The organism is Streptomyces sp. NPDC054975, from assembly GCF_053609105.1.
On sequence record NZ_JBSGWV010000016.1, the window covers coordinates 89,777 to 110,958 of the forward strand.

The 21,182-nt window shown below is 71.4% G+C and carries 19 protein-coding genes; 11 read left to right on the forward strand and 8 right to left on the reverse strand.

Annotation, left to right across the window (positions count from 1 at the left end; all coding sequences use genetic code 11):
• Positions 1–41: 41 nt before the first annotated feature.
• Both scy and mce read right to left on the reverse strand, forming a co-directional pair.
• Entirely contained in the window at positions 42–4,367 is a 4,326-nt protein-coding gene (gene scy, locus ACWF79_RS17295; RefSeq protein WP_453728968.1) for a polarized growth protein Scy, read from the reverse strand.
• Positions 4,368–4,542: 175 nt separating this feature from the next.
• Positions 4,543–4,983 (reverse strand): methylmalonyl-CoA epimerase, encoded by a 441-nt coding sequence (gene mce / locus ACWF79_RS17300; protein WP_453728935.1) that lies wholly within the window; start codon positions 4,981–4,983, stop codon positions 4,543–4,545.
• 137 nt (positions 4,984–5,120) lie between these two features.
• Between mce and ACWF79_RS17305 the strand changes: the two genes are divergently transcribed.
• The gene (locus tag ACWF79_RS17305; protein ID WP_453728936.1) at positions 5,121–6,323 is read left to right on the forward strand and encodes an acetyl-CoA C-acetyltransferase; all 1,203 of its coding nucleotides are present in this window, start codon (positions 5,121–5,123) and stop codon (positions 6,321–6,323) included.
• A gap of 25 nt (positions 6,324–6,348) precedes the next feature.
• Positions 6,349–7,305 carry a methylmalonyl Co-A mutase-associated GTPase MeaB gene (gene meaB, locus ACWF79_RS17310; protein ID WP_453728937.1) on the forward strand — a complete coding sequence of 319 codons (957 nt, stop codon included), beginning with the start codon at positions 6,349–6,351 and terminating at the stop codon, positions 7,303–7,305.
• Between the two features lie 62 nt (positions 7,306–7,367).
• Here meaB and ACWF79_RS17315 read toward each other — a convergent pair whose 3' ends face one another.
• Positions 7,368–7,718 (reverse strand): PepSY domain-containing protein, encoded by a 351-nt coding sequence (locus ACWF79_RS17315; RefSeq protein ID WP_453728938.1) that lies wholly within the window; start codon positions 7,716–7,718, stop codon positions 7,368–7,370.
• A gap of 116 nt (positions 7,719–7,834) precedes the next feature.
• On the opposite strand from ACWF79_RS17315, the gene ACWF79_RS17320 reads away from it, so the two are divergent.
• Both ACWF79_RS17320 and ACWF79_RS17325 read left to right on the forward strand, forming a co-directional pair.
• Complete coding sequence (locus ACWF79_RS17320; protein WP_453728939.1) at positions 7,835–8,497, forward strand: response regulator transcription factor; 663 nt, start codon at positions 7,835–7,837, stop codon at positions 8,495–8,497.
• On the forward strand, positions 8,497–9,915 hold the full coding sequence (locus tag ACWF79_RS17325) for an ATP-binding protein (RefSeq protein WP_453728969.1): 1,419 nt from the start codon (positions 8,497–8,499) through the stop codon (positions 9,913–9,915). The genes ACWF79_RS17320 and ACWF79_RS17325 overlap by 1 nt, the downstream gene beginning before the upstream one ends.
• 13 nt (positions 9,916–9,928) lie before the next feature.
• Here the strand turns inward: ACWF79_RS17325 and ACWF79_RS17330 are convergent, their stop codons facing one another.
• From ACWF79_RS17330 to ACWF79_RS17345, 4 genes are all read right to left on the reverse strand, one after another.
• Positions 9,929–10,405: a MarR family winged helix-turn-helix transcriptional regulator gene (locus ACWF79_RS17330; protein WP_453728940.1), complete on the reverse strand. Its 477-nt coding sequence runs from the start codon at positions 10,403–10,405 to the stop codon at positions 9,929–9,931.
• Between the two features lie 119 nt (positions 10,406–10,524).
• Positions 10,525–11,313, reverse strand: a complete 789-nt coding sequence (locus tag ACWF79_RS17335; RefSeq protein ID WP_453728941.1) for an AIM24 family protein — start codon at positions 11,311–11,313, stop codon at positions 10,525–10,527.
• Complete coding sequence (locus tag ACWF79_RS17340; RefSeq protein ID WP_453728942.1) at positions 11,310–11,960, reverse strand: AIM24 family protein; 651 nt, start codon at positions 11,958–11,960, stop codon at positions 11,310–11,312. The genes ACWF79_RS17335 and ACWF79_RS17340 overlap by 4 nt, the downstream gene beginning before the upstream one ends.
• A complete protein-coding gene (locus ACWF79_RS17345) occupies positions 11,960–12,598 on the reverse strand; it encodes an AIM24 family protein (protein ID WP_453728943.1) in 639 nt (212 codons plus the stop codon). The genes ACWF79_RS17340 and ACWF79_RS17345 overlap by 1 nt, the downstream gene beginning before the upstream one ends.
• A 117-nt stretch (positions 12,599–12,715) precedes the next feature.
• Between ACWF79_RS17345 and ACWF79_RS17350 the strand changes: the two genes are divergently transcribed.
• From ACWF79_RS17350 to ACWF79_RS17365, 4 genes are all read left to right on the forward strand, one after another.
• A complete protein-coding gene (locus ACWF79_RS17350; protein WP_453728944.1) occupies positions 12,716–13,060 on the forward strand; it encodes a DUF3817 domain-containing protein in 345 nt (114 codons plus the stop codon).
• Positions 13,057–13,350, forward strand: a complete 294-nt coding sequence (locus ACWF79_RS17355) for an MTH1187 family thiamine-binding protein (protein ID WP_453728945.1) — start codon at positions 13,057–13,059, stop codon at positions 13,348–13,350. The genes ACWF79_RS17350 and ACWF79_RS17355 overlap by 4 nt, the downstream gene beginning before the upstream one ends.
• Positions 13,351–13,508: 158 nt before the next feature.
• Positions 13,509–15,347, forward strand: a complete 1,839-nt coding sequence (locus ACWF79_RS17360; protein WP_453728946.1) for a glycosyltransferase family 2 protein — start codon at positions 13,509–13,511, stop codon at positions 15,345–15,347.
• Between the two features lie 3 nt (positions 15,348–15,350).
• Positions 15,351–17,312, forward strand: a complete 1,962-nt coding sequence (locus tag ACWF79_RS17365) for a galactose oxidase-like domain-containing protein (RefSeq protein WP_453728947.1) — start codon at positions 15,351–15,353, stop codon at positions 17,310–17,312.
• An 8-nt stretch (positions 17,313–17,320) separates the two neighbouring features.
• Here the strand turns inward: ACWF79_RS17365 and ACWF79_RS17370 are convergent, their stop codons facing one another.
• The gene (locus tag ACWF79_RS17370; protein ID WP_453728948.1) at positions 17,321–18,340 is read right to left on the reverse strand and encodes a glycoside hydrolase family 6 protein; all 1,020 of its coding nucleotides are present in this window, start codon (positions 18,338–18,340) and stop codon (positions 17,321–17,323) included.
• 124 nt (positions 18,341–18,464) lie between these two features.
• On the opposite strand from ACWF79_RS17370, the gene ACWF79_RS17375 reads away from it, so the two are divergent.
• The 3 genes from ACWF79_RS17375 to ACWF79_RS17385 all read left to right on the forward strand — a co-directional run bounded on the left by ACWF79_RS17375 (position 18,465) and on the right by ACWF79_RS17385 (position 21,147).
• Positions 18,465–18,974 (forward strand): MarR family winged helix-turn-helix transcriptional regulator, encoded by a 510-nt coding sequence (locus ACWF79_RS17375; RefSeq protein WP_453728949.1) that lies wholly within the window; start codon positions 18,465–18,467, stop codon positions 18,972–18,974.
• A 56-nt stretch (positions 18,975–19,030) separates the two neighbouring features.
• Positions 19,031–19,363 (forward strand): DUF3817 domain-containing protein, encoded by a 333-nt coding sequence (locus ACWF79_RS17380; protein WP_453728950.1) that lies wholly within the window; start codon positions 19,031–19,033, stop codon positions 19,361–19,363.
• Positions 19,364–19,446: 83 nt separating this feature from the next.
• Entirely contained in the window at positions 19,447–21,147 is a 1,701-nt protein-coding gene (locus tag ACWF79_RS17385) for an acyl-CoA mutase large subunit family protein (RefSeq protein WP_453728951.1), read from the forward strand.
• The last annotated feature ends 35 nt before the right edge of the window (positions 21,148–21,182 follow it).

Consider the following 21,182-nt stretch of genomic DNA (forward strand, 5'->3'; position numbering starts at 1 on the left):
TATGCCCGTTTGATCTGGAGAATGTCCAGCCTTTTGAGTGGCTAGCCGTCGGAGGACTTGCCACTCGAACGTGTCGCCCCCGCCGGAACACCTGCCTTGGCGTCCCCCGCCCCGCCGGACTTCGCCCCCGCGGTCGGCGCCTCGAAACTCTCCAACGCTTCAAGGACGTCCTGGACACGGGAGATCTCGGCATTGATGTCCTCGCGACGGCGCACCAAAACATCGAGCTCGCGCTTCCCCTCGGAGATCATCGCCTCGGCCTCCTGCTCGGCCTCCGACTTGACCTTCTCCGCCTCCGCGACGAGCGAGGCCTTCTTCTGCTCGGCCTCCTTCAGGAGCGCCTCGGCCTTCTTCACCGCGGCGATCCGTACCTTGCTCGCCTCCGAACTCGCGTCCGAGACCAGCTCCTTGGCCTTCGCCTCGGCCTCGGCCCGCTGCTCCTCGGCGGCCTTCACCAGCTTGTCGACCCGCTCGCCGGCCGTCTTCATCTGCTCGGCCGTCTCGCGCCGCGCCCGCTCGTGCAGCTCCTCGATCTCGCCCTCGATGCGGGCCCGCAGCTCCTCCGCCCGCTCCCTTATGGCCGTCGCGTCGCTGCGCGCGCCCACCAACAGCTCGTCCGCGTCCGTACGGGCCTTCTCCACCAGCGAGTTGCCCTCGACCGTCGCCTCGGCCACGATCCGGTCGGCCTCCTGACGGGCCGCGCCGACCATCGTGTCCGCCTGCCCCTCGGCCTCGGTGGTGGCGCGCAGCGCCTCCTCCTGGGCCTTCGCGATGAGCTGGTCGGCCTGCTCGGCCGCGTCCGAACGGCGCTTCGCACCGGCCTCGCGGGCCTCGTCGAGCGTACGGTCGGCCTCCTCGCGCGCCTCGGAGCGCATCTGCTCCGCCGCCGCCTCGGCGTCCGCCTTGACCCGCTCGGCCTCCGCGCGGATCCGCTCGGCGGCCTGCTGGGCCTGCCCCACGTTCTCCGCGCCCTCGGCCCGCAGCCGCTCCGCCTCGTCGGCCGCCTCGGCCGTGATCCGCTCGGCCTCGCTCCTGGCCTTGCCGATGAGCGAGTCCGCCTGCTCGGCGGCGTCCGCGCGGCGCTTGTCGGCGGCCTTGCGGGCCTCGTCGAGGACCTGCTCGCCGTCCGCGCGCGCGGCGGCCCGCAGCGCCTCCGCCTCGGCCTCGCCGGCCGCCTTGACCTGCTCGGCCTCGGTACGCAGCCGCTGGGCGTCCTGCTCGGTCGACTCCAGGAGCGCCACCGCCTCGGCGGTGATCCGGTCGGCCTCGCCCGTGGCCTCGGCGATGAGCGCGTCGGCCTGCTCGGCGGCGTCGGAGCGACGCTTGTCGGCGGCCTTGCGCGCCTCGTCGAGGACCTTCTCGCCGTCTTCGAGCGCGGCGACGCGCAGCGCCTGGGCGTGCGCCTCGCCGTCCGTCTTCAGCTGGGCGGCCTCGGCGCGCAGCGCCTCCGCCTCGGCGGTCAGCCGCTCGGCCTCGCCCGAGGCCTCCGTGATGAGCGTGTCCGCCTGCTCGGCGGCGTCCGTGCGACGCTTGTCGGCGGCCTTGCGGGCCTCGTCCAGGATCTGCTCGCCCTCCGCGCGGGCGAGCGTGACCAGCTCCTCCGCCTCGGCGGTGAGCCGCTCGGACTCGGCGGCCGCCTCGGAACGGATCCGGTTGGCGTCCTCGCGGGCGTCCGCACGGGTCCGGGCCGCGTCCTGCTCGGCCGACGCCAGCGCGTCCGTCGCCTCCGTCCGTACCCGCTGGGCGTACTCGGCCGTGTCCGCGCGCAGCTTCTCCGACTCGGCGATCGCGTCCGCGACCGTCCGCTCGGCCAGCGCCTTCGCGGCCTCGGTCTCCTCCTGGGCGCGCGCCCGGACCCGGTTCGCGTCCTCGGTCGCCCGCTCCCGCTCCTCGTACGCGTCGGCGCGGACCCGGTCCGCCTCCTCCTGCGCCTCGGTACGCGTGCGCTCCGCCGCGTGCTCGGCGGCGCTGCGCAGCCCGGCGATCTCCTCCTCGGCCTGCTCCTGGAGGCCGGCCACCGAGTCCCGTACGTCCTTGGCCGTCTGTTCGGCGGCCGAGACCATCTCCGTGGCCCGCCGGTCCGCCTCCTCGACCAGGCGCTGGGCCTCGGTCTGTGCCTCCTCCACGCGCTTACGGGCGGAGGCGAGCAGCTCCTCGGACTGCTCGCGGGCGTGCTCGCGCTCCCGGCCGGCCTCGGAACGGGCCGACTCCAGCGTCTCCTCGGCCTCCCGGCGCCGCCGGTTGGCCTCCTCCTGCGCGGCGGCCAGCGCCTCGGCGGCCTCGGCGGCCACCCGCTCGGCGGCGGCCGCGGCCTCGGCGCGTACCCGGTCGGCGGTCTCCTGGGCCTCCGACCTCAGCCGCTCGGCCTCCGCCGACGCCTCCGTGCGCAGCCGTACGGCCGCGGCCTCCGCCTCGGCGCGCGCGGTCGACGCGTCGGAGGCGGCCTCGGTGCGCAGCCGCTCGGCCTCCTGCTCGGCCTGCGCCTGGAGCGTACGGATCCGCTCGGCGGCCTCGGTGCGCAGCCGCTCGGTCTCCTCGGCCGCCTCGCGCCGCAGCCGCTCGCTCTCGGCGCGCGCGTCGGTCAGCGCCTTCTCGGCGCTCTCGACGCGCGTCTCGGCCTCGGTGTGCAGCCGGTTGAGCTCCTCGGCCGCCTCCTCGCGACGGGCCAGGGCGGCCCGCTCGGCGTCCTCGCGCAGCTCGCTCGCGGCCCGCTCGGCCGCGGACTTGACCGCCTCGGCCTGTTCCTCGGCCTCCGCCCGCATCCGCTCGGCCTCGGCGCGGGTGCGCTCCAGCGTCTCCTCGGCCTGCGTACGCAGCGTCTGCGCGCGCTCCATGGCCTCGGAGCGGACCCGCTCGCCCTCGGCACCCGCGCTCGCGCGCAGCTCGTCGGCGTCGGTCCGGGCCTTGGTGAGCAGCTCCTCGGCGGTGCTGGCCGCCTCCTCGATCTGGCCGACGGCCTCGCGCCGGGCCTCGCCGCGGATCCGCTCGCCCTCGGCGATCGCCTCGGCCCGCAGCTGCTCGGCCTCGCCGCGCAGCCGGCGCGCCTCCTCCTGCAGCTCGACGGTCTTGGCGCGGTACTCCTTGGTGTCGTCCTTGGCCGCGCCCAGGAACTCGTCGGCCCGCTCCTCGGCCTGAGTACGGAGCCGGTCGGCCTCCGCCTCGGCCTCGCGACGGATGCGCTCGGCCTCCTCGGAGGCCTTGCGGGTGGTCTCCTGGGCGGCTTCGGAGGCCTTGGTCAGGACCTCCTCGGCCGTGCGGGCCGCCTTGGCGAGAGCGGCGGCCGAATCCTCGGCGGCGACCGTACGGGCCTTGTCGGAGGCCTCCGAGACCAGCTTCTCGGCCGCGGCGGTGGCCTCGCGCAGCTTCTCCTCGGCCTCGCCCTTGAGGGCCTCGGCCTCCTTGGTGGCCTCGGCGACGAGCCGGGCGATCTCCGCCTTCGCCGTACGCGTGCGCTGCTCGTTGACGGACTCCGCGGACGACAGCTGCCGGGCGGCCGCCTCCTTGGCCTCGGCGAGCGCCTTCTCGGCCTCGGCGCGGGCCTCGCGGAGCCGGTCCTCGGCCTCCTGCATCCGCTGCTCGGCGGCGCGGGACAGCTCGGTGGCCTGCTGACGGGCCTGCTCGGTCTCGACGGTGGTGGTGGAACGCAGCTGCTCGGCGTGGCTGGTGGCCTCCTGCGCCTGCGTGGACGCGGCGTTGAGGAGGCGCTCGGCGTCCTTGCGGGCGCGCAGCAGAATCGCTTCGGCCTCGGCACGGGCCGCCTCGGCGTCCGCGCCCACGCGCTGCCGGGTCTCCTCGGCGAGCCGGGTGGCCTCGGCGCGGGCGGCGGCGAGCGACTGCTCGGCCTCGGCGCGGGACTCCTCCATGAGGCGGCGGGCCTGCGACTCCGTACGGGCGCGCAGCTGTTCGGCCCAGGCGACGTTCTCGTTGACGTGCGCCTCGACGGTCTGCCGGCGCTCCGCGAGCTCCTGGTCCAGGCGCTGCCGGCGCTGGACGGCCTCGGCGTGCAGCTCGGCCTGGAGCCGGGCCTGGTGCTCGGCGTGCTCCTGCAGGATGCGCTGGGTCTGGGCGCGGGCGTCGCGCAGCTCGCGCTCGGCGTCCTGGCGGAGCTGTTCGGCCTGGATCTGCGCGTTGCGCAGCAGTTGCTCGGCCTGGTAGCCGATGTCCGCGCTGTCGTACGCGGGGCGGGACGCGATCGTGCGGCGCGCCTCGTGGAGCTTGGCGCGCAACACCTCGACCTGGTAACCGAGGTCCTCGGCGTGCTGGACGGCCTTCTCCCGCTCGGTCTTCAGCCGGTCCATCTCGGCTTCGAACCGCGAAAGATGGTCGTCTTCAGCTCGGTGGCTCTCCTGGCGTTCGTAGCCCCGCACTGCGCGGTCCATCCGTCCCCTGGTCGCAACACTCCAACGAGCACCGTTCCCCGGAGAACGGCCCCCCGGGGAATCGTGGCAGATCGGATACCCCGACTTCGACGCCGCATGGGCATGCGGCCCCGACCGGCCCCGGCCCGGAGCCGCCCACTCTACCGGGCCAGGAATCCGGTGGTCAGTGCTCCGCCGTGGAGGGGTCGGCGGACGTGACCAGTTCGGTCAGTACGCCGTGGCAGTCCTTGGGGTGAAGGAAGGTGATACGGGAACCCATGGAGCCGATCCGCGGCTCGTCGTAGAGGACCCGGACGCCCTTGGAGCGGATGGCCTCGGCGTCGCCGTCGACGTCGGCGGTGCCGAAGGCGATGTGGTGCACGCCCTCACCGTTCTTGGCCAGCCACTTGCCCACCGCGGAGTCCTCCCGGGTGGGCTCCAGGAGCTGGAGGTACGAGGCGCCGCCGTCGGAGGTGTCGTTGATCTTGAGCATGGCCTCGCGGACGCCCTGCTCCTCGTTCACCTCGGAGTGGAACACCTCGAAACCGTAGGTCGCGCGGTAGAACTCCACGGTCTTGTCGAGGTCGAAGCAGGCGATCCCGATGTGGTCGATTCGCGTCAGCATGCCTCCAGTCCAGCGCCACGGAGGTGGTTACGCAACGTGCGCGCCGTCACACCGACTGCCCGGTGACCGTGTGCCGGACCGCTCAGTACATTGAAGGTAAACCCTCGTTCACTCCTCATCCCAAGGGGCCGTGCCTCATGTCTGGAACGACCGGTACCACCTCAGTGATCGTCGCGGGCGCCCGCACGCCCATGGGCCGACTGCTCGGCTCCCTCACCTCCTTCTCCGGCGCGGACCTGGGCGGTTTCGCCATCAAGGCCGCGCTCGACCGGGCCGGCATCGGTGGCGACCAGGTGCAGTACGTGATCATGGGGCAGGTGCTCCAGGCGGGTGCCGGCCAGATCCCCGCGCGCCAGGCCGCCGTCAAGGCGGGCATCCCGATGAACGTGCCCGCGCTGACCATCAACAAGGTCTGCCTCTCCGGTCTGGACGCCATCGCCCTCGCCGACCAGCTCATCCGCGCGGGCGAGTTCGACATCGTCGTCGCCGGTGGCCAGGAGTCGATGACCAACGCCCCGCACGTCCTTCCGAAGTCCCGCGAGGGCTACAAGTACGGCGCGATCGAGATGCTCGACGCGATGGCGTACGACGGTCTGACCGACCCCTTCGAGAAGATCGCCATGGGCGAGTCGACGGAGAAGCACAACACCCGCCTGGGCATCCAGCGCGCCGAGCAGGACGAGATCGCCGCGCTCTCGCACCAGCGCGCCGCCGCCGCGCAGAAGAACGGCATCTTCGAGGCCGAGATCACCCCGGTCGAGATCCCGCAGCGCAAGGGCGACCCGGTCGTCTTCGCCAAGGACGAGGGCATCCGCGCCGAGACGACCGTCGAGTCGCTCGGCAAGCTGCGCCCGGCCTTCGCCAAGGACGGCACCATCACCGCCGGCACCTCCTCGCAGATCTCGGACGGCGCCGCCGCCGTGGTCGTCATGAGCAAGGCCAAGGCCGAGGAGCTGGGCCTGGAGTGGATCGCCGAGATCGGCGCCCACGGCAACGTGGCGGGCCCGGACAACTCGCTGCAGTCGCAGCCGTCCAACGCGATCCGGCACGCCCTGAAGAAGGACGGCCTGGGCATCGAGGAGATCGACCTGATCGAGATCAACGAGGCCTTCGCGGCGGTCGCCGTCCAGTCAATGAAGGACCTGGGGGTGACCCCGGAAAAGGTGAACGTCAACGGCGGCGCGATCGCGCTCGGCCACCCCATCGGCATGTCCGGCGCGCGCGTGGTGCTGCACCTGGCCCTCGAGCTCAAGCGGCGCGGCGGCGGGGTCGGCGTGGCGGCGCTGTGCGGCGGCGGTGGCCAGGGCGATGCTCTGGTCGTTCGCGTACCCGGCAAGTAGCACCGGAACCAAGGAGCGGTTGCACATGGTGGACGTCCCCGAACTCGTCGCCCAGGCACGGGAGGGCCGGCCGCGCGCCGTGGCCCGGCTGATCTCACTGGTGGAGGGGGCGTCCCCGCAGCTGCGCGAGGTGATGGCGGCGCTGGCGCCGCTGACCGGCGGCGCGTACGTGGTGGGCCTGACGGGTTCGCCCGGCGTGGGCAAGTCCACGTCGACGTCGGCGCTGGTCGCGGCGTACCGGCGGGCGGGGAAGCGGGTCGGCGTCCTGGCCGTCGACCCCTCGTCCCCGTTCAGCGGCGGTGCGCTGCTCGGCGACCGGGTCCGGATGTCGGAGCACGCCTCGGACCCGGGTGTGTACATCCGCTCGATGGCCACCCGCGGGCACCTGGGCGGGCTCGCCTGGTCGGCGCCGCAGGCGATCCGCGTCCTGGACGCGGCCGGCTGCGACGTGATCCTCGTGGAGACCGTCGGCGTCGGTCAGTCGGAGGTGGAGATCGCCTCTCAGGCCGACACGTCGGTGGTGCTGCTCGCCCCGGGCATGGGCGACGGGATCCAGGCCGCGAAGGCGGGCATCCTGGAGATCGGCGACGTGTACGTGGTGAACAAGGCGGACCGGGACGGCGCGGACGCGACGGCCCGCGAGCTGAACCACATGCTGGGGCTGGGCGAGGCGCGCGGTCCCGGCGACTGGCGGCCGCCGATCGTGAAGACGGTCGCGGCGCGGGGCGAGGGCATCGACGAGGTCGTCGAGGCGCTGGAGAAGCACCGCGCGTGGATGGAGGAGCACGGGGTCCTGGCGGACCGCCGCCGGGCGCGCTCGGCGCGGGAGGTCGAGACGATCGCGGTCACGGCGCTGCGGGAACGCATCGGCGACCTGCACGGCGACCGCCGCCTGGACGCGCTCGCGGAGCGCATCGTGGCGGGCGAACTGGACCCGTACCGCGCGGCGGACGAACTGGTGGCGGGCCTGACGGGCGAATAGCCCCGGCCCGGCGCCGGGCCGGGGCGCGGTACGGGTCCGGGACGCCCGCCCACGCGGGGGCGTCAGTCGTCGTGGTGGTCGTCCTTGTCGGTCTCCTTCGCGAGGACCTTGCCCGTCGTCGCGTCCACGTGGACCGTGTACGAGGTCGTGCCCTGGCCGAGGATCTCGATCTCCCAGCCCCGGTCGTCGTCGTCACCGTCCGCGTCGAGGTCCGCCGAGACCACCGTGCCCGGCTGGGCCTTGAGGGCGGTGTCGATCGCCTGGACGGCGGTCACCTTCGCGGCCGTCACCTGCGCCCGGTCGTCGCGGTCGGCGTGGTCGGCGTGGTCGTCCGCCAGGGCGACCGAGGCGGCTCCGCCGCAGACGAGGGCGGTCGCGGTGAGGGCGGCGATGAGGGTGGTGCGTCGCTTCATGGAGGGCCTCCAAGTCGGGTGTTCGTTCGACGCACACCACTGTGCGGAACCCGACCTGAAGCCACCCTGAAGCCACCTGAAGGCGGCTTCAGGTTCCGTTTGCGAACCTTGTGCTCATGCGACTGCTCATCGTGGAGGACGAGAAGCGGCTCGCCCTCTCCCTGGCCAAGGGCCTGACCGCCGAGGGCTACGCCGTGGACGTCGTCCACGACGGCGTCGAAGGGCTGCACCGGGCGAGCGAGGCTCCGTACGACCTGATCGTGCTCGACATCATGCTGCCCGGCATGAACGGCTACCGCGTCTGTTCGGCGCTGCGCGCCGCAGGCGACGACGTGCCGATCCTGATGCTGACCGCGAAGGACGGCGAGTACGACGAGGCCGAGGGCCTGGACACGGGCGCCGACGACTACCTCACCAAACCGTTCTCCTACGTCGTCCTCGTGGCCAGGATCCGCGCCCTGCTGCGCCGCCGGCGCGTGAACGGCGCCTCCGCGCTCCTCGACCTCGGCCCGCTGCGCGTCGACACCGCCGCCCGCCGCGTGCACCTGGACGAGGACGAGGTCCCGCTCACCACCAAGGAGTTCGCCGTCCTGGAGCAGCTCGCGCTGCGCGCCGGCGAAGTGGTGTCGAAGGCCGAGATCCTCGAGCACGTCTGGGACTTCGCCTACGAGGGCGACCCGAACATCGTCGAGGTGTACGTCAGCACGCTCCGCCGCAAGCTCGGCGCCTCCCTGATCCGGACCGTGCGCGGCGCCGGTTACCGCCTGGAGGCGCGGTGATCGGCCCCCGCCCCACCTCGGTCCGCGCCAAGGCCACCCTCGGCGCGACCCTGGTCGTGGCCGTCGCCCTCGTCGCCGCGGGCATCGCCGTCCTGCTGTCCTTGCGGAACAACCTCGCCGACCAGGCGGACGCCCAGGCCGACAGCACGGGCCGCCAGGTCGGCGCGCAGATCGCCGCCGGAACGCCGTACCGGCGGCTGGACCTCCCCGACGGCGCCGACCGTCCGGTGCAGGTGGTCGACCGGGACGGGCGGGTGCTCGCGGTGAGCGAGGACCTGGAGAAGATCAGCGGCACGGGCGTGCCCGGGGTCACCCCGGTCCAGGAGCCCGGGGCGGACCGCGACAACGAGTCCGACGCCGAGGACCCCGAGACCGGCGAACTGGGCGACGTCACCTGGCACAGCACCGGCCGGGCCACCGTGGACGGCGAGGAGGCCGCGTACCGCTTCGCGGAGGTCGAGGTCATCGACTCCCGGGGCGAGACCGTCCTCGTCCACGCGGGTGCCCCCCTGGACGCCCAGCAGGACGCCGTACGGATCGCGGCGACCGTCATGCTCATCGGCCTGCCGGTGCTGCTGCTCGTCGTGGGCGGCGTGACGTGGCTGGTGACCCGGCGGGCCCTGCGGCCGGTCGAGGACATCCGCCGGGAGATGGCCGCCATCACGGCCTCGGAGGACCTGAGCCGCCGCGTGCCGGAGCCGGGCACCGGCGACGAGGTCGCGAGCCTCGCCCGCACCACCAACGAGACGCTCGCGGCCCTGGAGGCCTCCGTGGAGCGGCAGCGGCGGTTCGTCGCCGACGCCTCGCACGAGCTGCGCAGCCCCATCGCCTCGCTGCGCACCCAGCTGGAGGTCGGCGCCGCGCATCCGGAGCTGCTCGACGTCCCGGGCGCGGTCGAGGACACGGTCCGCCTCCAGCAGCTCGCCGCCGACCTGCTGCTGCTCGCCCGGCTGGACGCGGGGGAGCGGCCCGGTCGGACGCGGATCGACCTGGGCGAATTGGTGCGGTTGGTGACCGCCGAACGGTCCGGTGACCGGATCGGCGTACGGGTGGAGGCCGAGGAGGGGGTCGAAGTGGGCGGTTCCCGGGGCCAGTTGGCCCGGCTCGTCACCAATCTCCTGGACAACGCCCAGCGCCATGCCCGGTCCCGGATCACGGTGACCGTCCGCGCGGAGGGCGCGTGCGCGCTCCTGGCGGTCGCGGACGACGGCGCGGGGGTGCCCGCCGCGGAGCGCGACCGGATCTTCGAGCGGTTCGTCCGCCTCGACGACGCCCGTACGCGGGACGAGGGCGGGGCGGGTCTCGGTCTGGCGATCGCCCGGGACGTGGCGCGCCGCCACGGCGGGGACCTCACGGTGGCGGCCGCCGACCCGTCCGGGGGCGCCTGCTTCGAGCTGCGGCTGCCCCTGGACGGGTAGGCCCGTCAAGCCGTTACGGCTTGCCCCTGCGTCCCCGCAGTTCGGCCGCGACCGGCTTCAGGGACTCGTGGAGGTCGCCCAGGGCCTCCGGGGACAGCCGGTCGATGAAGTGCTTGCGCACGGACTCCACGTGGTGGGGCGCCACCTTGCGCATCGTCTCCATGCCGTGGTCCGTCAGGACCGCGTACAGCCCGCGCCGGTCCGACTCGCAGTTGGCGCGGGTCACGAGCCCCGCGTTCTCCATGCGGGTGATCTGGTGCGACAGCCGGCTCTTGGACTGCAGCGTCGCGGTGGCGAGGTCGCTCATCCGCAGCCGCCGTTCCGCCGACTCGGAGAGGTTCACCAGGATCTCGTAGTCGTTCATGGTCAGGCCGAAGGGCTGGAGGTCCTTCTCCAACTGGTACGTCAGCATCCGGTTGACGTCCAGGTACGTGCGCCAGGCGCACTGCTCGGCGTCGGTGAGCCAGGGGGTGGCCGTCTCGGTCTCCATATATGGATTCTACCTAAGAAGTTGAATACTGGACGAAGTCAGGGAGTGTGACGCCAGGCACCCGGGCCCGACATAGGGGGTGCAGACGTTCGAGGGCGTCACACTCCGCAGACTACCGGCTACAGCCCGAAGCGCCGCTGGAGGTCTCCCAGCTGTCCGGGAAGGCGCGGTACCTGGCCATGCGCACCCTGGCCGGAACCGTGCGCCCCGGGAGCGCCGCCCGGAACGCCGGGCTGCCCGCCCGCCTGGCCGATCGCCCGTTCGGGCATCAGCATCTCCGTCGACTGGAGCAGTACCGTACCCGCTCCCACGAACTCGAACTGGTGCTCCTCGCCCGAGACCCCGCCGATCCCCGTCAGCGCCCGGACGCCGCCCATCACGCCCGTCATGTAGCCGTGGTCGTAGTGGTGGCACGGGGACGGGCAGTCCGCCCAGCCGACCAGCGCCTGCGGGTCCACCCGCATCGGCGGCTCCATGAAGACCACCGGACCGTTCGACGCCGCCACGAACTTGCCCGTGCCGATCAGCGTCACGAAGCCCGGCACGATCGACTGCTTCAGCGCAAGCGAGGGCTGGTACGCCAGCAGATTGCCCGAGCGGATCGTCAGATTGCCCTCGTCCAGGTCGAACGAGTTCACGTCGAAGGCCCGGTCGGCGAGGAGCATCTTGCCGCTGCCCTCCGCCACCACCCAGTCGCTCGCGTGCAGCGGCGAGTGGAACGACGTACGGACCAGCCGGTCCAGGCGCCCGTGGCCGATGCCGTTGAAGTCGATCCGCCCGTAGTAGGCGATCATCTTCCCCTTCTGCAGGAACCACTGGGAGCCCTTGAGCTCCACGCAGAAGGTGTACGGATTGACGTTGTCGTCGGACGGGAGCGAGTGCGGGTCGAGAACGACGGGACCGGTCACAGCTTCTCCTCCGACGCCTGCACGTACACCGCACCACTGCCGCTCAGCTCCAGCTGGAACACCTCGCCCGAGCCCCGGCCCACCATGTCGCGCCAGCCCAGCGCGGTCGAGAGTTTGTTCCGTACGTCGCCGTGGTGCGCGACGTACGCCTGCGGGTCCACATGGACCGGGCGCCCCGGGGTGATCGGCAGCTCGATCACGCCGCCGTGGGCCATCACGGCGACCGCGCCGTGGCCCTTGAGTGTCGTGGTGAAGAGCCCCTGGCCGGTCACCTGGCCGCGCACCATGCCCATGACCCCGCCCTGGGAGCCCATGAACATCGTCCCCTGCTCCAGGGTGCCGTCGAAGGCGAGGAGCCGGTCGGCCTCGACGTACAGGGTGTCGCCGGTCAGCTGGATCACCTGGATGTGGTGGCCGCCGTGCCCGAACATCACCGTGCCGCTGCCCTCGACCGTCATCAGCGGCGTCGCCTCGCCGGCCACCCGGCGGCCGATCATCGACATCACGCCGCCCTGACCGCCGGCCATGTTCGGCGTGAAAGTGACCTCGCCCCGGTACGCCAGCATCGCGCCGCGTTGGCTGAACATGCGCTGTCCGGGGACGAGCTGGGCCTCGACCACCTTGGAATTGACCTCACGGAACGGCATCAGACGTCGCCCCCGATCGTGTTCCGCTCGCTGGGCTGGACGTACACGAGCCCGTCGCCCTCGAAGCGGATCTGGAACGCCTCGCCGCCGCCCTCGCCCATGAACGTGCGGAACGTCACACCGGACTGGAAGCTCTGCTGGAGGTTGCCCTGGTGGGCGATGTACGCGCCGGGGTCGACGGAGAGCGGGTACTGCGGGGTCACGCGGAGCACCACCGCCGGGCCGTCGGACATGATCGCCGCCTGGCCGGTGCCCTCGATCGTGGTGGTGAACAGGCCGTTGCCGGTCGCCCCGCCGCGCAGACCGGTGAAGCTCGTGCCGGTGCGCAGCCCCGCGTCCGTGCAGAGCAGATTGCTCGCCTCGACGTAGAGCTTGTCGCCGTGCAGCGAGACGAGGTTGATCTCGGAGGCGCGGTCGGCGAACCAGCAGGTCCCCTGGCCCTTCACCTCCATCACCTCCATCTGCTCACCGGTGAGCCTGCGGGTCACCATGCCGCGCAGGCCCTCACCGCCGCCGGACATCTTCTTGAAGGCCATCTGGCCGTCGTAGGCGACCATGGAGCCGTTTTTCGCCTTGACGGCGTCACCGGTCATGGAGACGGCGAGCACTTTGCTGCCTTGGAGTCGGAACGTAGCCACGGAGGGAGATTACGGGGCCCCCGGATAAAGAGACAGCAAAGTCAGGTGCCACAATGGGCCGACGCTTGTGCATTCATTCACAAGATCACCGGCCCCCTCCCACCGAAGGTGACCCCCGTGGACATCAAGACCGCCTCCTCCCTCCACCGTCTCCGACTCGTCTCCGCCCCGGAGGCCGTCTCCTTCCTGCTGCTGCTCGTCTGCTCGGTGCTCAAGCGCACCACGGACTTCAACGCCGTGCCGGTGATGGGCGCGATCCACGGCATCCTCTTCATCCTGTACGTGCTGTTCTGGCTGGACGCCTGGAACCGCACCAAGTGGCAGTTCAAGACCGCCGCCCTCTACTTCGTGCTCTCCGTGCTGCCCTTCGGCGGCTTCTTCGCCGAGCGCAAGCTCAAGCGCGAGGCCGCGGACGCCGTCATCGCCTCCCGCGCCCGCCGCGAGGGCGCGGTGAACGCATGATCGTCGCGTTCTCGGTCACCCCGCTCGGCGTCGGCGAGGAGGTCGGCGAGTACGTCGCCGACGCCGTCCGGGTCGTACGGGAGTCGGGGCTGCCGAACCGTACCGACGCGATGTTCACCTCGATCGAGGGTGAATGGGACGAGGTCATGGACGTCGTCAAGCGCGCCGTCGCCGCCGTCGAGGCGCGCGCCCCGCGGGTGTCGCTCGTCCTGAAGGCCGACGTCCGACCGGGTGTCACCGACGGTCTGACCGCCAAAGTCGCCACCGTGGAACGTCGCTTGAACGGCTGAACCGCGCTACCGCGTCACCGAGCCCCCGACCCCTCCAGGGCGGGGGCTCACCCGTACGCGCGGCGAGAACAACTCACTCGGACGCACTCCGGTCGACACGCCGATGCTTCTCACCTTTTGTGGGGATATCGACCTGTCCGACGACAGCTGGAGGCACCGTGCGGCCGACAGGCTACGACTACGACACCTACAGCCGACTCGCCGGTCCGCTGACGCAGCCGGACACCACGGCCTACACGGTGCAGTACCGAAGCCTGATCGCCAAGGAACCGCACCGCATACGCGCCGTCCTCCTCATGGCCCTGGCGCCTGTGCTCTCCGCGCTGCTGCTCGTGTACCTCGTCTGGCCCAGCCACTGGACCGTCCGTGAGGGCGGCGCCCGGTGGCTCGTCGGGCTCGACGCCGTGATGCTCGTGTCGATCGGGCTGATCTGCTTCTTCATGCTGGTGAACGTCGTCTCCATCGCGCACGCGACGATGGCCGCCCGCGATCCCATACCCGTGCACCCGGAGAAGGGCACCCGGGTCGCCTTCCTCACCACGTACGTCCCGGGCAAGGAACCGCTCTCCATGGTCCGGGGCACCCTCGAAGGGGCCGTCAGGCTCCGGCACGAGGGCACGCTCGACGTCTGGCTCCTGGACGAGGGCGACGACGACCAGGCCAAGGCGCTCTGCGCCGAACTCGGCGTCCGGCACTTCACCCGGGCCGGCATACCCGAGTGGAACCGCACGAAGGGCGTCCACAAGGCCCGCACCAAACACGGCAACTACAACGCCTGGCTGGCGATGCACGGCGCCGCGTACGACTTCTTCGCCTCCGTCGACACCGACCACGTACCGCTCCCCAACTTCCTGGAGCGCATGCTCGGCTACTTCCGCGACCCGGACGTCGCCTTCGTCGTCGGACCGCAGGTCTACGGCAACTACACCTCGGCCGTCACCAAGGCCGCCGAATCCCAGCAGTTCCTCTTCCACGCGCTGATCCAGCGGGCCGGCAACCGCTACCACGCGCCCATGTTCGTCGGCACCAACAACGTCGTACGGATCTCCGCCGTCCTGCAGATCGGCGGGCTGTACGACTCCATCACCGAGGACATGGCCACCGGCTTCGAGCTGCACCGCACGAAGAACCCGCACACCGGCCACTTCTGGCGCTCCGTCTACACCCCCGACGTGCTCGCCGTCGGCGAGGGCCCGGCCTCCTGGACCGACTTCTTCACCCAGCAGCTGCGCTGGTCCCGTGGCACCTTCGAGACGGTGATCAAGCAGTACTGGAAGATACCCTTCCGGGTCCCGCCGGGCCGCTTCCTCAACTACACGCTGATGCTCGTCTACTACCCGATGACGGCGATCAACTGGCTGCTCGGCATCCTCAGCTGCGTCCTCTTCCTCTGGTTCGGAGCGTCCGGGACCCAGGTCTCCTCCTCGGTCTGGCTGATGATCTACAGCGACGCGGTCGCCCTCCAGATCGGCCTCTACCTCTGGAACCGCCGCCACAACGTCTCCCCCCACGAGCCCGAAGGGTCCGGGGGACTCGCCGGAATGGCGATGTCCGCGCTCTGCGCGCCGATCTACCTCATGTCGCTCGGCTCGGCGGTTCTGCGCTCCCGCGGCCGCTTCGTCGTCACCCCCAAGGGCGGCGAAGCCAGCCCCGACCGGATCCTCACCTTCCGAGTCCACCTCTTCTGGGCGGCGGTCCTGGCCGTCTCGCTGCTCGCCTCCGTCCACTTCCGGCACACCCACGCAGCCATGCGCACCTGGGCCGTGCTCGCCCTGGTCATCGCCCTCTCCCCGGTGGCGGTCTGGGGCTGGACCGTCCTGCGCGACCAGCGCAGCCGGCAGGTGAGGGCCCGCGCCCGGGCCCGCGTCCTCGTCCGGGCCCGCGCCGGCGCCCGCGGCCTCGCCCACGTCCGCGAGGGCGTCGAGGTCCGTACCACCGCCACCCCGCACCCGCCCACGGCCACGGCCCCCACGCCCACGACGACCGGAGGGAACTGAGCCATGGCCTACCGGCCGTCGAAGAAACTCAAGAAGACGCTCCTGGGCAGCGGCGCCGTCGTGGTCCTCGCGGCCCTCAACGCGCCCGCGGCGGTCTCCTTCGTCGGAGAGAAGTACCACGCGTACAAGATCGCCCAGCCCGGGTACAAGAAACGGTTCGGCTCCTGGTCGCCGGTCGACGTCCCGGCCGGGTACAGCGTCAACGCCATCCACGCGGCGCTGCTGCACACCGGCAAGGTGCTGCTCATCGCCGGCTCCGGCAACGACCAGAAGAAGTTCGACTCGGGCACCTTCGACACCATCCTCTGGGACCCGAAGAAGAACACCTTCAAGAAGATCCCCACCCCCGAGGACTTCTTCTGCTCCGGCCACACCCAGCTCGCCGACGGCCGCCTCCTGGTGGCCGGCGGCACCGCCCGCTACGAGATCCTCGACGGCGAGGTCAAGCGGGCCGGCGGCGGGATGCGGGTCAAGAACGAGAGCCCCGACAAGGCGATCACCCTCAAGAAGGGCACGGTCTTCCGCTCCCCGTCCGGGGTCGAGTACGTGTCGAAGTTCGACGTCACGGTCCCCAAGGCCAAGCGCGACTTCGAGATCTCGTACTTCAAGAGCGGCCAGATGAAGCCCTGGCAGACCAAGGTCACCGCCGCCGAGGCGCGGGTCTTCGTCGAGGCGAAGGAGGAGGGCGCGCAGGCGCTCACCACCCAGGCCGCGCAGTACGAGGTCGTCGGGCTCAAGGGCGACGACGCCGACAACGTCTACGGCCTCGCCCAGCGGCTCACCACCGAGAAGCAGGACTTCCAGGGCATCAAGGGCGCCTACGAGTTCGACCCGAAGGCGGAGAAGTACATCCCCGTCGCCCCGATGAAGGACGCCCGCTGGTACCCGACGCTCGTCACCCTCCAGGACGGCAAGGTGCTCGCCGTCTCCGGACTCAACGACGTCGGCGACGTGGTCCCCGGCGACAACGAGATCTACGACCCGAAGACCAAGAAGTGGTCCAAGGGTCCCTTCCGCTACTTCCCCACCTACCCGGCCCTCTTCCTCACCAAGGGCGGCAAGCTCCTCTACACCGGATCCAACGCGGGCTACGGCCCGGCGGAGAAGGGCCGCGAGCCGGGGCTGTGGGACCTGAAGAAGAACGCCTTCACCAAGCTCGGCGGGCTGACCGACCCCGACCAGCTGGAGACCTCCGCCTCCCTGATGCTGCCGCCCGTCCAGGACCAGAAGGTCATGGTCCTCGGCGGCGGCGGGGTCGGCGAGTCCCCGAAGTCCACCGCCCGTACCTCGGTCATCGACCTCTCCAAGGACACCCCGGCCTTCCGGGACGGCCCGGCGCTCCCGCAGGGCACCCGCTACCTCAGCAGCGTGCTCCTGCCCGACGACACCGTCTTCACCACCGGCGGCTCCGAGCAGTACCGGGGCGCCGGGGGCAGCGACATCCTCAAGGCCCAGTTCTACGACCCCAGGGCCAACGCCTTCTCGGCGGCGGCCGATCCGACCGTGGGCCGCAACTACCACTCCGAGGCGCTGCTGCTGCCCGACGGCCGGGTCGCCACCTTCGGCTCCGACCCGCTCTACGGCAACCAGGCCAACACCAAGCTCGGCAGCTTCGAGCAGCGGATCGAGGTCTTCACCCCGCCCTCCCTGCACCGCGCCGGCGACAACCGCCCCACCCTTGAGGAGGGCCCGCGGGAACTCGACCAGAACGGCCGCGTGACGTTCAGGACCAAGGACGCGTCCCGCATCACCAAGGCCCGCCTGATGCGCCCCAGCGCCGTCACCCACACCACGGACGTCGAACAGCGGTCGGTGGCGCTGGGCCTGACGAAGACGAAGGACTCCCTGACCGTCGAGGTCCCCCTCGACCGCACCCTGGTACCCCCGGGCTGGTACATGCTCTTCGTCACGGACGCCGACGGCATCTCGTCGGAGGCGCGGTGGGTGCAGGTCGGCGTCCGTTAGGCCTTCGCCTAGGCCTTCGCCCGGCGGGCCAGGCCCAGGGCGTAGTCCGGCCACCAGGTGCCGGCGGCCGGGCCGCCTCGGCAGGTGCCGTCCGAGTCGCCGGGGCGTTTGATCCACAGGTAGGCGTCGACCAGTTCGTCGCCCGTGCGGTCGGTGGGCGGGACGCCGAGGGCGCGGCCCGGTGGGTTGCACCAGGCCTGCTCCCGGTCGCCCGGCAGGGGGCCCTCGCCGTTGCGGCTGGTGTCGACGGTGAAGTGCGCGCCGTCGAGCCGGGCGGAGAGCGCGGCGCCGAAGCCCTTCACGGTGTCGTTGGTCTGGAAGTTGGAGACGTTCAGCGAGAAGCCGTCGGCCCGGGCGATCCCGGCCCGGCGCAGCGGCTCCACCAGCTTGCCCGGGTCGTCGATCCAGGCCGGGTTGCCCGCGTCCAGATAGACCCGGGTGTTCGGCTGCCGCTTCAGCCGGTCGATCGCGTCGGAGAGCAACCGGTAGCGCTCGTCGTGGTACTGGGCGGGTGTGCAGCCGTCCACGACGTGCGGCACCGCGTCCGGCTCCAGGACGACGATCGCGGGGGCGTCCCCGATCGCGGAGGCGAAGGAGTCGACCCAGGTGCGGTAGGCCTGCGCGTCGTGCGAGCCGCCCGCCGAGTACATCCCGCAGTCCCGGTGCGGGATGTTATACGCGACGAGGACCACGGTCCGCCTGTCGGCGGCGGCCCCGCGCACGGCCTTGCTGATGTCCGGTACGGGATCGTCCCCGGCCGGCCACTCGGCGACCGGCCGCTCGGCGATCCGCTTCAGCACCCGCGCGTCCTCGGTGCGGCCCTCCGCCTCGTACTGCCGTACCTGCCGGGCCGCGTCGCTGTCCGGGTCGACCCAGAAGGGGGAGCCGCCGGCCGGCGCCGCCGCCTCGCCGCGCGTGGAGGGCGGTCCGACGGGCGGGCGGGCGGGCTCCTCGGGGTCGCCGCATCCGGTCAGGAGCAGCGCGGTGAGGAGGGTCAGGACGGCCGTGGTGGAGGTGCGGCGGGACACCGCGTCATCGTGACATAACGGTCACTCGGGGGCAGGGTGCGACACCGGGGACTCGACCAGGGCCACGACGACCGAAGTGCGAGACGGGGCTGACCGGCATGTGACCAGTGGGTAAGGTCGACGCGTGCCGAAGCCGCTCAGTCTCCCCTTCGATCCCATCGCCCGCGCCGACGAACTCTGGCAGAAGCGCTGGGGGCCGGTCCCCTCGATGGCCGCGATCACGTCGATCATGCGCGCCCAGCAGATCCTGCTCGCGGAGGTCGACGCCGTCGTCAAGCCGTACGGACTGACCTTCGCGCGGTACGAGGCGCTGGTGCTGCTCACCTTCTCCAAGGCCGGTGAGCTTCCGATGTCCAAGATCGGCGAGCGGCTGATGGTCCACCCGACCTCGGTCACCAACACCGTCGACCGGCTGGTGAAGTCCGGTCTGGTCGACAAGCGGCCCAACCCCAACGACGGCCGCGGCACCCTCGCCTCCATCACCGCGAAGGGGCGCGAGGTCGTCGAGGCCGCCACCCGCGACCTGATGGAGATGGAGTTCGGTCTGGGGGCTTACGACGCCGAGGAGTGCGCGGAGATCTTCGCCCTCCTGCGCCCCCTGCGGGTCGCCGCGCACGACTTCGACGAGAGCTGACCGGAGCTCCCGACCCGCTCGAAGATCGCCCGGAACGTGCCGTTACGCTCGACGGCATGAAATCCAGCGTGCTGACCCGTTACCGCGTCATGGCGTACGTGACCGCCGTCATGCTGCTCGTGCTGTGCACCTGCATGGTCTTCAAGTACGGGTTCGACATGGGCGAGGACGTGACCTTCGCGGTCTCCCAGGCCCACGGCGTCCTCTACATCATCTACCTGATCTTCGCCTTCGACCTCGGCTCCAAGGCGAAGTGGCCGTTCGGCAAGCTCCTGTGGGTGCTGCTGTCCGGGACGATTCCGTTCGCCGCCTTCTTCGTCGAGCGCAGGATCGTCCGCGAGACGCTTCCGCTGGTCAGCGGCGCGCAGTCGGCTCCCGTCAAGGCCTGACCCGGCCCTGACCCCCGACCTCCGCACGGATGTGCGGAGGTTTGCCATCGACATTTACTAGGACGTCCTAGTAAATTCGAAGCATGGACGCTGACGCCATCGAAGAAGGCCGCCGCCGCTGGCAGGCCCGGTACGACAAGGCCCGCAAGCGGGACGCGGACTTCACCACGCTCTCCGGCGACACCGTGGAGCCCGTCTACGGGCCCCGGCCCGGAGACACCTACGAGGGCTTCGAGCGCATCGGCTGGCCCGGGGAGTACCCGTTCACCCGCGGTCTGCACCCCACCGGCTACCGCGGCCGCACCTGGACCATCCGCCAGTTCGCCGGCTTCGGCAACGCCGAGCAGACCAACGAGCGGTACAAGATGATCCTGGCCGCCGGCGGAGGCGGCCTGAGCGTCGCCTTCGACATGCCCACGCTCATGGGCCGCGACTCCGACGACCCGCGCTCGCTCGGCGAGGTCGGCCACTGCGGGGTCGCCATCGACTCCGCCGCCGACATGGAGGTCCTCTTCAAGGACATCCCGCTCGGCGACGTCACCACCTCGATGACCATCTCCGGGCCGGCCGTGCCCGTCTTCTGCATGTACCTGGTCGCCGCCGAGCGACAGGGCGTCGACCCGGCCGTCCTCAACGGGACGCTCCAGACCGACATCTTCAAGGAGTACATCGCCCAGAAGGAGTGGCTCTTCCAGCCCGAGCCGCACCTGCGCCTCATCGGCGACCTGATGGAGCACTGTGCCCAGGGCATCCCCGCCTACAAGCCGCTCTCCGTCTCCGGCTACCACATCCGCGAGGCAGGGGCGACGGCCGCGCAGGAGCTCGCGTACACCCTCGCCGACGGCTTCGGCTACGTGGAGCTCGGCCTCTCCCGCGGCCTGGACGTCGACGTCTTCGCCCCCGGCCTCTCCTTCTTCTTCGACGCGCACCTCGACTTCTTCGAGGAGATCGCCAAGTTCCGCGCCGCCCGCCGGATCTGGGCCCGCTGGATGAAGGAGGTATACGGCGCGAAGACCGACAAGGCGCAGTGGCTCCGCTTCCACACCCAGACCGCCGGTGTCTCGCTCACCGCACAGCAGCCGTACAACAACGTCGTACGGACGGCGGTGGAGGCGCTCGCGGCCGTCCTCGGCGGTACGAACTCGCTGCACACCAACGCCCTCGACGAGACCCTCGCGCTCCCCAGCGAGCAGGCCGCCGAGATCGCGCTGCGCACGCAGCAGGTGCTGATGGAGGAGACGGGTGTGGCCAACGTGGCCGACCCGCTCGGCGGCTCCTGGTTCGTCGAGCAGCTCACCGACCGCATCGAGGCCGACGCCGAGAAGATCTTCGACCAGATCAAGGAGCGCGGTCGGCGGGCCCACCCGGACGGGCAGCACCCGATCGGTCCGATCACCTCCGGCATCCTGCGCGGCATCGAGGACGGCTGGTTCACCGGCGAGATCGCCGAGTCCGCCTTCCAGTACCAGCAGTCCCTGGAGAAGGGCGACAAGCGGGTCGTCGGCGTCAACGTCCACCACGGCTCGGTCACCGGCGACCTGGAGATCCTGCGGGTCAGCCACGAGGTCGAGCGGGAGCAGGTCCGGGTCCTCGGCGAGCGCAAGGCCCGCCGTGACGACGCCCGGGTGCGCGCCGCGCTCGACTCGATGCTGGCGGCGGCCCGGGACGGCTCCAACATGATCGGCCCGATGCTCGACGCGGTACGGGCGGAGGCCACGCTCGGCGAGATCTGCGACGTGCTCCGCGAGGAGTGGGGCATCTACACGGAGCCCCCCGGCTTCTAGGGCGCGTTCGCGAAGGGGCGGTACGGAACCCTCCG